Annotated in this window: 12 protein-coding genes; 7 read left to right on the top strand and 5 right to left on the bottom strand. The window is 72.6% G+C overall.

Translation table 11 applies throughout. The features are described 5' to 3' along the window. Nucleotides 1–108: 108 nt before the first annotated feature. From ACZ59A_RS32415 to ACZ59A_RS32405, 3 genes are all read right to left on the bottom strand, one after another. A complete protein-coding gene (locus tag ACZ59A_RS32415; RefSeq protein ID WP_470966095.1) occupies nt 109–1,464 on the bottom strand; it encodes a serine hydrolase domain-containing protein in 1,356 nt (451 codons plus the stop codon). Nucleotides 1,465–1,528: 64 nt separating this feature from the next. After that, nucleotides 1,529–2,695, bottom strand: a complete 1,167-nt coding sequence (locus ACZ59A_RS32410; RefSeq protein WP_470966094.1) for a copper amine oxidase — start codon at nt 2,693–2,695, stop codon at nt 1,529–1,531. Nucleotides 2,696–2,742: 47 nt separating this feature from the next. Beyond that, nucleotides 2,743–3,558, bottom strand: coding sequence for a hypothetical protein (locus tag ACZ59A_RS32405; RefSeq protein WP_470966092.1), 816 nt, complete (start codon nt 3,556–3,558; stop codon nt 2,743–2,745). A gap of 471 nt (nt 3,559–4,029) precedes the next feature. On the opposite strand from ACZ59A_RS32405, the gene ACZ59A_RS32400 reads away from it, so the two are divergent. The 3 genes from ACZ59A_RS32400 (at nt 4,030) to ACZ59A_RS32390 (ending at nt 5,436) form a co-directional block, all read left to right on the top strand. Beyond that, entirely contained in the window at nt 4,030–4,368 is a 339-nt protein-coding gene (locus ACZ59A_RS32400; RefSeq protein WP_470966091.1) for a helix-hairpin-helix domain-containing protein, read from the top strand. 120 nt (nt 4,369–4,488) lie between these two features. Next, nucleotides 4,489–4,797 carry a hypothetical protein gene (locus ACZ59A_RS32395; protein ID WP_470966089.1) on the top strand — a complete coding sequence of 103 codons (309 nt, stop codon included), beginning with the start codon at nt 4,489–4,491 and terminating at the stop codon, nt 4,795–4,797. Between the two features lie 9 nt (nt 4,798–4,806). Next, nucleotides 4,807–5,436: a YigZ family protein gene (locus ACZ59A_RS32390; RefSeq protein ID WP_470966087.1), complete on the top strand. Its 630-nt coding sequence runs from the start codon at nt 4,807–4,809 to the stop codon at nt 5,434–5,436. A 73-nt stretch (nt 5,437–5,509) separates the two neighbouring features. Here ACZ59A_RS32390 and ACZ59A_RS32385 read toward each other — a convergent pair whose 3' ends face one another. Both ACZ59A_RS32385 and ACZ59A_RS32380 read right to left on the bottom strand, forming a co-directional pair. Beyond that, nucleotides 5,510–7,003, bottom strand: coding sequence for a HAMP domain-containing sensor histidine kinase (locus tag ACZ59A_RS32385; protein WP_470966086.1), 1,494 nt, complete (start codon nt 7,001–7,003; stop codon nt 5,510–5,512). Then, the gene (locus ACZ59A_RS32380; protein WP_470966084.1) at nt 7,000–7,800 is read right to left on the bottom strand and encodes a response regulator transcription factor; all 801 of its coding nucleotides are present in this window, start codon (nt 7,798–7,800) and stop codon (nt 7,000–7,002) included. The genes ACZ59A_RS32385 and ACZ59A_RS32380 overlap by 4 nt, the downstream gene beginning before the upstream one ends. A gap of 173 nt (nt 7,801–7,973) precedes the next feature. On the opposite strand from ACZ59A_RS32380, the gene ACZ59A_RS32375 reads away from it, so the two are divergent. From ACZ59A_RS32375 to ACZ59A_RS32360, 4 genes are all read left to right on the top strand, one after another. Continuing rightward, entirely contained in the window at nt 7,974–8,576 is a 603-nt protein-coding gene (locus ACZ59A_RS32375; protein ID WP_470966532.1) for a carbonic anhydrase, read from the top strand. 170 nt (nt 8,577–8,746) lie between these two features. After that, nucleotides 8,747–10,606, top strand: coding sequence for a SulP family inorganic anion transporter (locus ACZ59A_RS32370; protein WP_470966080.1), 1,860 nt, complete (start codon nt 8,747–8,749; stop codon nt 10,604–10,606). A gap of 142 nt (nt 10,607–10,748) precedes the next feature. Continuing rightward, the gene (locus tag ACZ59A_RS32365; protein ID WP_470966077.1) at nt 10,749–11,909 is read left to right on the top strand and encodes an exonuclease SbcCD subunit D; all 1,161 of its coding nucleotides are present in this window, start codon (nt 10,749–10,751) and stop codon (nt 11,907–11,909) included. Beyond that, complete coding sequence (locus ACZ59A_RS32360; RefSeq protein WP_470966074.1) at nt 11,906–15,001, top strand: AAA family ATPase; 3,096 nt, start codon at nt 11,906–11,908, stop codon at nt 14,999–15,001. Before ACZ59A_RS32365 ends, ACZ59A_RS32360 begins: the two co-directional genes overlap by 4 nt. The last annotated feature ends 5 nt before the right edge of the window (nt 15,002–15,006 follow it).

Genomic DNA, 15,006 nt, shown 5'->3' with positions numbered 1-15,006 from the left:
GCGGCCCTTCAGAGCGGTTGAAAGGGGTGGAACTCGGGTGAGGAGGCGCCGCGCGCGGCCGTGGCATGGCGGGGGAGACGGCCGCGGTGGGGAGTGCGCTGAAGAACCTCAGACGAGGGCGTTCTTACGGGCCATCCGGCCCGAGAGCTGAATCCGGTCGACCGCGCCGGTACGCGGGTCGCGTACGAAGCGGCCACCGGGAATCCGGCGCCCGGAGGACGGGTCCACCAGGTCGCAGGTCAGGTCCTCGTGGCAGACCAGTGGCGCGGGGACGTCACCGTCCACGGACAGGGCGAGGGTGCCGCTGTCGCTCATCGTCACCTGGTACTCGACATCGCCGTTGAGATAGATCCCGGTGCACTGCGCCGTCGAGGCCATGGGGATGGCCGGACGCGGCCGGGCCGGTGTCCCGGGGACGGGAATGCCGGTGATCTCCTCCAGCTCGCCGCTGAGTTCGTGCCACATATCGGCACCGCTGTTGGAGTTGCTGGTGAACGCCACCACGGTACGGCTGAGCGGATCGGCCCGCAGATAGCAGGACGTGCCCTGGGCGTTGCCATCGTGGCCGAACCAGGTGGCGTCGTCCCGCTGGAAGAGCGCGAACCCCAGCCCCCAGCCGTCGGCGAGAACACCGGGGTCGGCACCGGGCACCGGCCGTCGCATCTCCTCCGCCAGCTCCGGAGGCAGCAGCCCGCCCGGCCCGTCGTGGGTGTGGGCCAGCGCCAGTGCCACCAGGTCCGGCGCGCTCGCCATCAGCGCCCCGGCCGCGGCCTCCGCCGGAGCGAGGTTCTGCCGCACCGGCCGGGTCCGCCCCGACGCCTTGTTGGCCGAGTGGCCGCGGGCGGCCTGCCGCCCCGGCGTACCGGGCGCGCCGATGAAGGACGGCACGGTGCCCAGCGGCTCCAGGAGGATGGAGCGTACGGCGTCCTGCCAGCTCATCCCGGTGACCGTCTCGATCAGCCGGCCCGCAGCGACATAGCCCGCGTTGGAGTACGAGAAGTCGGTCCCCGGCTCCATCACCAGCTTGCGGTCGGTGCAGTGGGCCTGCAGATAGCGCGTGGTGGTCAGCGCGGCGACATGGTCGGAGTCGGGCCCGGACGCGAGCCCGGCGGTGTGGCTGAGCAGCTGCCGTACCGTGCACGGCGGCCCGGCCCGCCGCAGCTCCGGCACATGGTCGCCGAGCTGGTCGTCCAGCTCCACATCGCCGTCCGCGACCAGGAGCATCACGACGGTGGCGGTGTAGCACTTGGTGAGGGAGCCGATGGGCACCGCCGTATCGGCGGTGAACGGCTCCCCGGTTATGGAGTCCAGGACCCCGGTGTGCACGGCGCGGGTGGTTCCGCCGCTGTGCACGGCGAGTTGGGCTCCGGGCACCTGATGGGCACGCGCCAGGGCGTGGAGACGGTCCTCGAGGCGATGGGGTGGCGCCGCCGTGGACCGCCGCTCGTCTCCGGACGTTCTCATGGGCCGGTGTAACACTGTGCACTCCTTGTCGCGGAGGGAGGGGACGGGGGACGGATCGGGTCGGTCACGGCAGCCGGCTCGTGGCCGTGACGTCCCGGGGGACGATCCGGAAGCTCTGCCAGTGCGTGGGCATCGGGTCCTGGTCCTCGTCCCGGGGCACGTGGTGGTAGTCGACGTTGACCCAGGCGACGGGGTCGGTGACCTTCTCGCCGTTGGTGTACTTGTCCACCGAGGCGGCGCAGCCCTTCGTGGTGTTGCCGTAGGCCAGCTGCTCGCACTCCCGGTACTGGGTGACGTACATGTCGTGGTGCGTGAACTTCTCGGTGTCGCCCGGACCCCGGTACTGATCGCTGTCGCCGTTGTCGATCTCCCACGACATGGGGTGGCCGTCGTCGTTCTCGGCCGACGGGTTCATCACCCGCCAGAAGCGGCCGGGCGCCAGGTCCGCGCCCGTCTCCTTGGACAGCTCGGTGCGCTTCATGGTGCGCTTGGCCGTACCCGAGCCCTCGAAGTCGTACTGCTCGACGACGTTCTGCGACTGGCCGTTCACATCGAAGTCCAGCCGCCAGAAGATGTTGTGCGAGTGGTTCTCGCTGAACCGCTGGTCGCCCACGCCCGTCGGCCAGCCGCTCGTCGCGTCGGAGAACGCGAACGGCGACAGGGATCCGGTGGCGCCCGCTCGCGGGGTGATGGCACCGTCGTCGGAGAAGTGCCACTCCATGATGTAGTCGTACCAGCCGATCTCGGACACCGAGAACACGGTCAGATCGCTGCCGTGCCGCACGCTCTTCTCCACCGCGCTCTTGTACGCGAACGGCCGCGGCTGCTCCTGACTGCACATCACGGGCGTGTCCTGGTAGTTCCAGAGCTTGCCCGTGGGGCAGTCGTCCTTCGAGAGCTTGGTGAGCGTGCCCTCGCCGAGGTCGCCGAAGCCGATGGACGACACGTCGTAGAAGCGCGGCTGACCGCTGTCGTAGGGCACATGGACCTCGGCGAGGGATGCCTTCTTCAGCACGCGGGTCGGGGTACCCCGGTTGGGCGTGTATGTCACATCGCTCAGCTCCACACCGGTGCTGCGGTCGATGTTCCAGCACATCTGCCAGCGGGCGCCGTTCTTCAGCGTCTTGTCGATGCGGTCGGCCTCGGGGCAGGACGGAGTCGCCGGTGCCTTCCGGGGAGCGGCGGACGCCGGGCCCGGCACCCACAGCGTCAGCAGACCAACCACGGCCATGAGCACACGGGCACGCCGAAACGAACTGAACACGAACTGAGCTCCCCTCACAGGCCGATGACGGCGGTGCGCCCGGCCGAGAGATCGATGACGATCCTGCTGGTGTCGATCCACTTGCCGCCCGGGATGCGTACGAAGAGCTGTACGCACCGGTGGGCGCCGCACTGCGACACCTGCTCGGCGCCCTTCACCCCCTCGGCACGGGACGCGAGGAACGACATGCCCTGGATCTTCAGCTGGGAGGGCGAGGTCAGCCGCTTCCCCGTCTCCGCCTGGTACGAGGCGCGCATCCCGTCGCCGAGGCGGCGGTCGGCGAGGATGACCTTCACCGCCTGCCGGACCTCGGCGAGGGTGGGCGCGGGCTGGACCCCGTGCTGGCGGTCCGCGCGCACGACCTTGCCGGAGCGCATGTCGACGACGCGGGTGATCAGGCTGTCGGACGCGTAGTCGTAGAGCTGGACCTCGGCCTGGCTGTCCGGCACGGAGGCGGCGGCCGACTTGGCGCGCGGCGGGCGGCGGGTGTCCAGCACCTCGGCGCCGGAACCGCCCGCGGCGTTCTTCTCCGCGGGCTCCCCGCCCTTGGCGTTCTTGCCCTGGGTGTTCTGCCGCTCGCCAGTGGCCCCGAGGGCGATCCGGGACGCCGCCCGGGTCTCCTTCGAGGTCAGTGGCCCGGTGTGCGAGGCGATGTTGGCCGCGGGCGCCGAGTCGTCCGGTGCGGATGACCCGGCCGCCTTCAGCGCCACGATTCCCCCGCCGGTCAGGACCGCCGCCAGGCCCACGGCCGCGGACGCGCGCCAGCGCCATCCACGTTTCCGAGGGCCCTTCGCGTCGGCCGTACCGTCCCCAGTGGCCTTGATTGTCATCACCCAGCCGTTCCCGTTGTCGGTCAAGTGAGCCCCGGGCAGGGCTCCGTGACAGCACCCGGCAGGCATCAAGGGGTGTGACCGCTGGGGCGTGTGTGCGTCTCCTCCGCCTCATCGGCTGAATCGAGACGCTTCCTCACGCTTCTCCGCCCAGCGCGCGCATCCCCCCGGACTCTGCGCTGTCCACTGTCGGCCCACGTTTTCACCCCTCCGGGCGCGGTAACAGTCGCATTTGTAATGAAGGCACCGTGAAAAACGCATGTGCCGGAGGGCAGCATTTCGCCGAGTACCACGGTTTCAAGGGTGGGACGCGCGACATCCGGGGAATGCTGTGGAGGGCCGGGCTGCCGCAAAGTGTCGGTGTGCAAAGCCCGTTGGCGACTTGTCTGTCATCATGCTCACATGAGTCATTCGATCACCATTCGATGTGACATCTGTGGCGCCACTTGTACATCCGACGCGGCCGACAGCGTGAGCGCGGCGCGAGCGGCGATGGTCCCGCTGAGCTGGGCCAGGACCCTCCGGGATGGCCGGGTGATCGATGTGTGCTCCGCGTGCCGGGTGCGGGAAAAGGAGTCGGGGACGCTGGACCGGGAGATCGGTTGTTCATGCGAGGGCGGCGAACTCTTCGACGTTCTGGGACACGACAGATTCGGGCATCGGCTGGCCAACACCTTGCTGCGGGCCGGTGTCGACAGCGTCGAACGGTTGTCCAGTCTCTCCGCCCGGCAGTTGCGCGATCTGGAGGGAATCGGAGCCGCCAGCGCGCGGCGTGCGCTCAGCTGTCTCCGCGCCGAGCCGGGCGGTTAGCGAACTAGTCGAACATTTCATCGGAACTGGAGTTCGGGCAGTGAGAAATCGGCCAAATGATCGATCCGTGTCCGTACCCATGACCCGTACACCGACCGCCGAGAGGTGAACGTGAACCCCTTGTCCGCCACCGCGTCCTCCAGCATTCCCATGTACCACAGCCGGCGGCACCGCGCGCTCTGGGTCGTGGGCGTGGTGTTCTCCGCCGGGCTGCTGGCGCCGCTGCTGTTCCTCGGCGCCGCCAGGAAGGGGATCGTGCGGAACGCCGTCCCCGCCGTGTACGCGGCGGTCATCTACCCGGTCGCGCTGGGCAGGCAGTGGCTGCCCAACCCGGGCAACTGGATCTCATGGGTGCTCGCGGCGGTGGTGCTCACCGCGGCGGCCCACGCCGCACTCCTGGCCGCCCCTCGCGAAGGAGCCCCGGCGTAGGGTGGCCGGATGCAGGAGCAGTACCGGACGGTCGCGCGCGAAGGCGTGCACGAGGTCGAGATCAACAAGTCCCGCTTCCTCTGCACGCTCGCGCCCGCCGCGACCGAGCAGGAGGCCCAGGAGGTCATCCAGCGGGTCCGCAAGGAACACCCCACCGCCAACCACAACTGCTTCGCCTACGTCATCGGCGCCGACGGCGACGTACAGAAGGCGAGCGACGACGGCGAACCGGGGGGCACCGCGGGCGTACCGATGCTGCAGATGCTGGTGCGCCGCGAGGCGCGGTACGTGGTGGCCGTGGTCACCCGCTACTTCGGGGGCGTGAAGCTCGGCGCGGGCGGGCTGATCCGCGCGTACGGCGGAGCGGTCGGCGAGGCGCTGGACGCGCTGGGCACCGTGATCCGTCGCCGGTTCCGGCTGGCGACGGTCACCGTCGACCACCAGCGGGCCGGGAAGCTGGAGAACGATCTGCGCACGACGGGCCGGGTGGTACGGGACGTCCGGTACGCGGAGGCGGTGACCATCGAGGTGGGGCTGCCCGAGGCGGACGTGGCGGCCTTCCGTGAATGGCTCGCGGACGCCACCGCGGGGACGGCCGGGCTGGAGCTGGGCGGCGAGGCATACGAAGAGGCCCCCTGACCGGAGGCCGGACCGCAGCCCGGACGGGGCTGGACCGGGGCCCGGACGGGGCCGGACCGCAGCCCGGAGGGGGCTAGACCGGGGTCCGGACGGTGGGCTCCGGGACGGATTTGCGGCGCAGCTGCATTCTGGCCGGGCGCCCCGGGCCACCGGACCTGACCGGGGACCGCAGCCGGACCGCGGCGTCCAGCCCGCCACCGGGGGCCGCGTTCAGCGTGGCCTCGCCACCGCTGGCGTGGGCGAGCCGCTGGACCAGCGAGAGGCCGAGGCCGGTGCCGCCCTTGGGGGAGTCGGGGGCCCGCCAGAAGCGGTCGAAGGCACGGCGGCGCTGCTCGGCGGTCATGCCCGGACCCTGGTCGATGACATGCACCTCGACCCAGCTGGGGCGGCCGTCCCGGTGCAGATGGCGGCGGTCCGGCGCGGGGTGGCGGAGGTCGAGCGCGACGGTGCTGCCCAGCGGCGAGGAACGCAGCGCGTTGGACAGCAGGTTGTCCAGGATCTGCTCGACGGCCCCGGGCACCGCGAGGGCGTGGCCGACCGGGACGCCGCGCAGCACGAGATGGGCATGGTGCTTCTCGAACAGCGGGGTCCAGGTGCGCAGGCGCTCCGTGCACAGCTCGTCCAGGTCGACCGGCTCCGGCGTCACGGCGCCCTCCTCCATCCGGGCCATCGCCAGCAGCCCCCCGACCATGCGGGCCAGCCGGTCCGTCTCGGTCGTCGCGGCGGTGAGCTGGGGACGGGCGTGCTCGGGGAGATCGGCCTCCATGTTGTCCAGCCGCAGCCGCAGCGCCGCGAGCGGCGTCTTGAGCTGGTGGGACGCCTCCGCGGCGAACGCGCGCTGGGCCTCCAGCAGATGGGCCAGCCGGGCCGCGGTCTGGTTGAAGGTGGCCGCCAGGCTGCGTACCTCCGGCGGCCCGGAGGTCACCGGGGCGGGTGTGGGGGCCTTGCCGTCGGCCAGCCGGTGCGCGAAGCGCTCCAGCTCCACGATGGGACGGCTGGTCCAGCGGGCGAAGACCAGCGCCACCACGGCGGCCCCGGTCAGGATCGCCAGCCCCGCCAGGGCCAGCAGCAGCCACGCCCGGTGCACCTTGGAGTGCACCGCGTCGGTGGGTACGGTGAGCCGGACCGCGCCCTGGAGCTGGTTCCCGTGGGTGACGGGAAGGGCGATGGAGAGATAGCTGACCCCGCCGATGGTGGAGGTCCGTACGTCGACCGCGTCACGGCCGCCCAGCGCCGCCGCGATCTCCGGCCGGGACGTCACGTCCCGCGCCTCCTGGGCGGGCAGCGGATGGGACGCGGCGAGCACTCTGCCCTCGGCGGCCACGATGAGCACTTCGCCGCCGATGCGCTGGGCGCAGTGCATGACCCGCGTCGGAAGCTCCCGCTCCTCCCGGCCCGCCATGATGGACAGGGAAGCGAACGCGGACACCGACTCGGCCTCGTCCTCGGCCGCGGAGATGACCCGCTCCTTCTCGGACCGGCTGTAGATGTAGCCGAGCGGGATCTCGAAGCACAGCAGGACCAGGACGGCGAGGCTCAGATAGCCGAGCAGCAGACGACGGGTCACGGCCGGGCGGCCTCCGGAACTCCGGTGTGCACGGCGAGCCGGAAGCCGACGCCGCGCAGGGTCTGGATCCAGGCCGGATCGCCGAGCTTGCGGCGCAGGGTGGCGACGTGCACGTCCAGGGTCTTGGTCGGCCCGTGGAAGTGCGGGTCCCACACCCGGTCGAGGATCTGCTGACGCGAGTACACGGCGCCGGGGTCCTCGGTGAGCAGGGCCAGCAGCTCGAACTCCTTCGGCGTGAGGGCGACCGGGGTGCCGCCCACCCACACCTGCCGGGTCCTGCGGTCCACGATCAGCGGGTCCTGGCCGTCCAGCGCCTGGTGCCGGGCCGGTGCCGGTGCCGGAGCGGGCGCCTGGGCCCGGGCCGGTTCCGGTTCGAAGACCGGCGGGGGAGGCGTGGGGGTGGGCGCGGCGGCCTGGGGTGCGGTGGGCGCGGTCTCGGCGCGCTGGGTGCGGCGGGTCACGGCGCGGATGCGGGCGATCAGCTCCCGCATGCTGAATGGTTTCGCCAAGTAGTCGTCGGCTCCCAGTTCCAGTCCGAGCACCCGGTCGGCCTCCTCACCGCGCGCGGTGAGCATGATGATGGGTACGTCGGAGACCTGCCGGATGCCGCGGCAGACGTCGATGCCGTCCATGTCCGGCAGTCCCAGGTCGAGCAGAACGATGTCCCCGTACGGCCCTTGCAGCCCGGCGGCACCCGTACCGACATGATTGGCCGTCAGCCCGTATCGCCGTAAACCCTCGACGAGTGGCTCGGCGATCGTCTCGTCGTCCTCGATCAGCAGTGCTCGTACGGTCATGGGACCGTTCTACCGCAGCGCCCGACGCGCGTCCCGGTTTTTGTAATGTTGCGAGTGGGCTCCGAATATTGGGCAAGAACTTGCAATGCTCTAGTGTTCGTTTAGCCCTCGCCTGACTCATGTCTCCCTACGGTGAATGGCATCTGGTGACAATCACCCGTCAGGGAGGCATGATGCAGACTCTTCTTGAACACGCCCGCTCATTCCGGCGCCGTGCCGATTTCGACAGCGGCGAATACCGGAAACTGGCCGACGGGCAATTTCCACAGGCTCTGTTCATCACCTGCGCGGACTCCCGCGTCATTCCGGCGCTCATCACGGGGGCCCGGCCCGGTGAGATTTTCGAGCTGCGCAACGCGGGAAACATCGTTCCCCCGCACGGTATGCACCTGGTCTCCGGCGAGGTCGCCACCATCGAATACGCGCTGGAGGTGCTGGGCGTCCGGGACGTCATCGTCTGCGGACATTCGCACTGCGGCGCCATGGGGGCGCTGGCCTCCGGGGCGGATCTGTCCCAGATGCCCGGGGTCGGGGCCTGGCTCGACGTCGCCCGGCCCGGACTGGCCCTGAAGCTCGGCTCCGCCGAAGAGGACCCGTGCATGCGGGAATTGGCCCAGCTGAATGTCCGTAATCAGCTCGACACCCTCAAGGAATACCCGGCCGCCCGGCGCCGGTGGGAAAAGGGCCAACTGCGGCTGCACGGCTGGTTCTATCAGATCGACAGCGCCGAGTTGTGGGAACTCGAAGCGGACGGCGACTTCCGGGTGCACCCATGACGACGGGACGGCACGCACGAGGCCGGGCCCCCACGGGAGCGGCCGGGCCCCCGATATACGTCGACGATTGGCCGGACCATGCCTCGGCCCAAACCCCCGCCTACGCCCCGGCCCATGCGCCGGGCGACGGAAACGGGGCGGGTTGGGAAACGTTCGAGACGTTACAAGGGATGGTTAAGACTCCCGGTGGCGGGGCCGGTGCTGGCCCCGCCACCGGGGCGGAACCCGGTGCCCGCGCGGGCACCGGAAGGGAGAGCGGACCGGGGCGCGACTCCCGGGGAGGCGACTCCACGGGGCGCGACGCGCAGGGACGCGACTCCACGGGACGTGCCCCCAAGGGCGGCAAGACCGCCGGGGTCAACCTCGGCACCGAGATCGGCGCCTCGCTCGTCGTCTTCCTCGTCGCCCTGCCCCTGTGCATCGGCGTCGCCGTCGCCTCGGGTGCCCCCGCCGAACTCGGCATCATCACCGGGGTGATCGGCGGCCTCGTCGTCGGCATGACCCCGGGCAGCACCCTCCAGGTCAGCGGCCCCGCCGCCGGGCTCGCCGCGCTCGTCGCCGAGACGGTGGAGGCGCAGGGCATCGCGATGCTCGGCGTGATCGTGCTGGGCTCCGGAATCCTCCAGATCGTGCTGGGGCTGATCCGCCTCGGCCGGATGTTCCAGGCGACCTCCGTCGCCGTCGTCCAGGGCATGCTCGCCGGGATCGGCCTGCCGCTGATGGTCAGCCAGGCGTATCCGCTGGCCGACAACAAGGCCCCCGGCACGGCCATCGAGAACATGCTCGCCTTCCCCGGACTGATCGCCGACACCCTGGCGAACCCGCAGGCGGCCATCGCCGCCGGGCTCGGCATCGCCACCGTCGTCCTCAGCTTCGTCTGGAAGAAGGTGCCGGGGCCCGTCAAGAAGGTGCCCGCCGCGCTGGTCGCCGTCGGTCTCGGCATCGTCGTCGCCGCGCTCCCCGGCGTCGAGGTGAAGACGCTCCAGGTCGGCAATCTGCTGGCCGCCATCCAGGTACCGGGCGCCGAGCAGTTCGCCGGGCTCGCCGACCCCGCGATCCTCACCGCCATCGTCACCTTCACCGTCATCGCCTCGGCGGAGAGCCTGTTCACGGCCGCCGCCGTCGACCGGATGCACGACGGCAAGCGCACCCAGTACAACAGCGAGCTGATCGCCCAGGGCGCGGGCAACACCCTCTGCGGCATCCTCGGTTCGCTCCCCATGACCGCCGTCGTCGCCCGCAGCTCGGCCAACGTCCAGTCCGGCGCCAAGACCCGGCTCTCCCGCACGCTGCACGGCCTGTGGCTGCTGGCGTTCGCCCTGCTGCTGCCCAGCGTCCTCGCCCTGATCCCGATCTCGGTGCTGGCCGGTGTCCTCGTCCACAGCGGCTGGAAGCTGCTCGCCCCCGAGCAGTTCCCGAAGATGTGGCACCAGGACCGCGGCGAGTTCTTCGTGATGCTCGCCACCACGCTCGCCATCGTCGCCACCGCACTGCTCGAAGGGGTGCTGATCGGGCTGGCGGCCGGGATCGTGCTGGCCGCGCTGCGGATGTCGCAGACCTCCGTCGAGCACACCATCGAGGGCGACACCGCCAAGGTCGTCATGAAGGGCAATGCCACCTTCCTGCGGCTGCCGAACCTCATCGACGCGCTCGAGGCCGTCGGCGGCGCCGGGAAGGAGCGGATCCGGCTGGATCTGATGGGCGTCACCCATCTCGACCACGCCTGCCGCAGCCAGGTCGAGGAGTTCGTCGCACAGAAGCGGGCCACCCCCGGCGTACGGGTGGAGCTGCTGATGCCGAACGAACTGAACGCGCCGAAATCGGCCAAGCAGCCGGACCCCGGGCCGGAGCCGACGGCCGACCCGTCCGCCGGTCCCGGCCCCACGGCCGAGTGGTACTACCTCGACCCGCGTCCCATGGACGGCCACCAAAACGGTCACCCCGACGGCTACGGCTCGGACTACGGCACCGGCTACCCCGAGGGCGTCGACCTCTTCGACGACCACCGATGGGGCGGGACGCGCAGGTAATACGGGTACAAAAGCGAGGTCCGTGCGGACCCGGGCACCGATCACGGTTAACGTGGTCGGTGCCCGTATCGCTGATCCGGTACGGGCGCATCGCTGACCAATGGGGTGGAGAAAGGACAAACGTGCGGGTCGGAGTCGATCGTTGAGAATTCTGCACACCTCCGACTGGCATCTCGGGCGGTCCTTCCACCGCGTCAGCCTGCTCACGGCGCAGCGGGAGTTCCTCGACCATCTCGTCGCGACCGTGCGGGAGCGGCAGGTGGACGCCGTCCTCGTCGCGGGGGACGTCTACGACCGGGCCGTACCGCCGCTGGCCGCCGTCGAGCTGTTCGACGACGCCCTGCACCGGCTCGCCGACCTCGGCGTACCGACCGTCATGATCTCCGGCAACCATGACTCGCCGCGGCGGCTGGGCGTCGGCGCCGGGCTCATCGAGCGGGCCGGGATCCATCTGCGCACCGACCCCGCCGGGTGCGGCACCCCCGTCGTCCTCGCCGACCGCCACGGCGACGTGGCCTTCTACGGTCTGCCCTACCTCGAACCCGGCCTGGTGCGCGAGACGTTGGGCGCCCCCGCCGCCGGACACCCGGCCGTCCTCGGCGCCGCCATGGACCGGGTGCGCGCCGACCTCGCCGCCCGGCCGCCCGGCACCCGGTCCGTCGTCCTCGCGCACGCCTTCGTCACCGGCGGCGCGGTCAGCGACAGCGAACGGGACATCACGGTCGGCGGAGTCGCCTCCGTCCCCGCCGAGGTCTTCGACGGCGTCGACTATGTGGCGCTCGGGCATCTGCACGGCTGTCAGACCCTCACCGAGCGGATCCGCTACTCGGGCTCGCCGCTCGCGTACTCCTTCTCCGAGGCCGTCCACCGCAAGTCCATGTGGCTGGTGGAGCTGACCGCGGACGGCGCGATCGGCGCCGCCGAGCGCGTCGACTGTCCCGTACCGCGCCCGCTGGCCCGCCTCCGGGGGCGGCTGGACGATCTGCTCGCCGACCCGGACCTCGCCCGGCACGAGACGGCGTGGGTCGAGGCGACGCTGACCGACCCGGTGCGGCCGTACGAGCCGATGGCCCGGCTCGCGGCGCGCTTCCCGCACGTCCTCAGCCTGGTCTTCGACCCGGAGCGGCCCCCCGAGGACCCCCTCGCCTCCTACGCCCAGCGGCTGCGCGGCCGCTCCGACCGGGAGATCGCCGAGGACTTCGTCGCCCATGTACGGGGCGGGCGGGGCCCGGACGCGCGGGAGTCCGTGCTGCTCGGCGACGCCCTCGAAGCCGTCAGGACGGAGGGGGAGGACCCGCGATGAGGCTCCACCGGCTGACCGTCACCGCCTTCGGCCCCTTCGGGACCACCCAGCATGTCGACTTCGACGAGCTGTCGGCCGCCGGGCTCTTCCTGCTGCACGGGCCCACCGGCGCGGGCAAGACGTCCGTCCTCGACGCCGTCTGCTACGGCCTGTACGGGCAGGTGCCCGGCGCCCGGCAGGGCAGCGGGCTCTCCCTGCGCAGCGACCACGCCGATCCGCTGACCCCGACCGAGGTCGTCCTCGAACTCACCGTCGGCGAACGGCGCCTGGAGATCACCCGGCGGCCGGAGCAGCCCCGCCCCAAGAAGCGGGGCACCGGGGTCACCAGGGAGAAGGCGCAGAGCTGGCTGCGCGCCTACGACGCCGACTCCCGTACCTGGAAGGCGCTCAGCCGCTCGCACCAGGAGATCGGCGCGGAGATCGAACAGCTGCTGGGCATGAGCCGGGACCAGTTCTGTCAGGTGGTGCTGTTGCCGCAGGGCGACTTCGCCCGCTTCCTCCGCGCGGACGAACCGGCCCGGGCCAAGCTGCTGGGCCGGCTCTTCGACACCAGCCGCTTCGCCGCCGTCGAGGAGCGGCTCGCCGAGCTGCGGCGGGCCGCCGAGAAGCGCGTCATCGGCGGCGACGAACGGCTCCTCACGCTCGCCCACCGCATGGCCCAGGCCGCGGGCCGCTCCGCCGAACTGGACGCGCACCCCCTGCCGGAGGCCACCGCCGGCGAACCGGGCCTCGCCGCCGCCGTGCTGGAGTGGGCCGCCCTCGCCCGCGCGGGCGCGCGCGAACGGCGGGACATCGCGGCATCCGCGCTGCGCGGCGCCGAAGCCGGGCACGAGGCCGCCCGCCGGGCGGCCGACGCGGAGAGCGCGCGCGCCGAACTCCAGCGCCGTCACACCGAGGCGCGGCGCCGCCGGGACGAGCTGGAGCTGCGCCGGGCCGAACGCGACCGGCTGCACGCCCTGTTGGACCGCGCCCGCGCCGCCGACGCCGTGGCCCCCGCGCTGGACCTCCGCACCACCGCCGCCCACGCCCACCACCGCGCGGCCACCGCCGAGCGCACGGCCCGCACCCACCTGGCCACCGACCCCGCCCTGGCCACCCTGACCCCCGCCCAGGTCCCGGCCCCCCGGCCGTCCGAGCCGGTCTCAGCCGGCGGACCGCTCGCCGAGGCCGGGGCCGCCCGGCTGGCGCGGGTGGAACAAGGGGTGCGGGGGGAGCTGGGCGCGCTGGCCGCGGCGCGGCGCGGGGAGGACCGGGCACGGGCCGTGGCGGAGGAGATCGCCGAGCTGGACCGCGAGGCGCGGGCCGATGACGAGGCCATCGAGGAGGCCGCCGAATGGCTCGCCGGATGGGAGTCCGTGCGGCTCGCCCATCAGGCGCGCATCGAGGCGGCGCACGAGGCCGCCACCCGGGCCGAACAGCTCGGCGCGCGGATAGAGCCCGCCGAGCGGCGGCTCGACGCCGCGCGCGAGCGCGACCGCCTCGCCACGCTGGCGGACCGGGCGCGGGAAGAGCTGTTGCGGTGCCGGGAGCGATCGGGCGCCGCGCGGGAGAGCTGGCTGGACCTCAAGGACCGGCGGCTGCGGGGGATCGCCGCCGAGCTGGCGGCCGGGCTGCGCCCGGGGGAGCCTTGCGCGGTGTGCGGCGGAAGCGAGCACCCGAGCCCGGCGCGCCCGGGGGCCGGGCATGTGGACCGTACGGCGGAAGAGGCCGCGCTGCAGGAGTACCAGCGCGCCGAGGCGGGCCGCGAGGAGGTCGAGCGCAGGTCGCAGCGGCTGCAGGAGGCCCTGGCGGGCGCGGAGGCCGGGGCGGACGGCGGCACGGTGGAGGCGCTGGACCGCGCCCTGGCCGAGGCGCGCACCGCGTACGCCCGGGCCCGCGACGCGGCCGCCGACGGGCTCGACGCCCGCGCGGCCCTCGACCGCGCCGAGGGCGAGCACGCCCGGCGGCTGGCCCAGCGGCAGGAGGCCGAGCGGCGCGCGGCGGGCCGTACGTCGCACCGCGAGGCGCTGGCCCGGGAGCGGGCCGCGCTGCTCGCCGAGCTGGCGGAGGCCCGCGGCGGGGACGCCACGGTGGCCGAGCGCGCGGCGCGGCTGGAGCGGCAGGCCGGGCTGCTGGCGCGGACGGCCGAGGCGGTCCGCGACGCCGAGGCCGCCGCACGGCGGCTGAAGGAGGCCGACGCCCACCTCGCCGACGCCGCGTACCGCGCGGGCTTCGACACGCCGGAGGCGGCGGCCGACGCCGTACTGTCCTCGGACCGGCACGACGAGGCGCGGCGCCGACTGGACGAGTGGCAGCGGGAGTCGGCGGCCGTCGCGGCCGAGCTGGCCGATCCGCGGCTCACCGCCGCGGCGCAGCAGCCGCCCGCCGACCTCGCCGCGGCCCGGGCCGCGGCGGACGCGGCCACCCGCGCCCTGCGCGACGCCTCGGCGGCCGACGCGGCGGCCCGCACCCGCTGCCAGGATCTGGACGGGCTCTCCGCGCAGGCCGTCGAGGACGCCCACCGGCTCGCCCCGCTGCGCCGGGAGTACGACCGCGTCGCGCGCCTCGCGACACTCGCCGCCGGTACCTCCGCCGACAACGAGCGGCGGATGCGGCTGGAGGCGTACGTACTGGCCGCGCGGCTGGAGCAGGTCGCGGCCGCGGCCAGCGCGCGGCTGCGGCACATGTCCGCCGGGCGCTACACCCTGGTGCACTCCGACGCCCGGGCGGGCGGCCGCGGCCGCTCCGGGCTCGGGCTGCACGTCATCGACGCGTGGACCGGCCGCGAGCGCGACACCGCCACCCTCTCCGGCGGCGAGACCTTCTTCGCGTCGCTTTCCCTCGCGCTCGGCCTCGCCGATGTCGTCACGGACGAGGCGGGCGGGGTCCGACTGGACACGCTCTTCATCGACGAGGGGTTCGGCAGCCTGGACGAACAGACCCTGGACGAGGTGCTGGACGTCCTGGACTCGCTGCGGGAACGGGACCGTACGGTCGGCATCGTCAGCCATGTCGCGGATCTGCGCCAGCGGATCCCGGCACGGCTGGAGGTGGTCAAGGGGCGCGAGGGATCGGCGGTGCGCCACCGCACCGCCTCCGCCGCCCCGGGCTGAGCCCC

The organism is Streptomyces sp. NPDC040405, from assembly GCF_055595765.1.
Note: the sequence above shows the minus strand (reverse complement) of the source record. Positions and strands in the feature narration are given on the sequence as shown.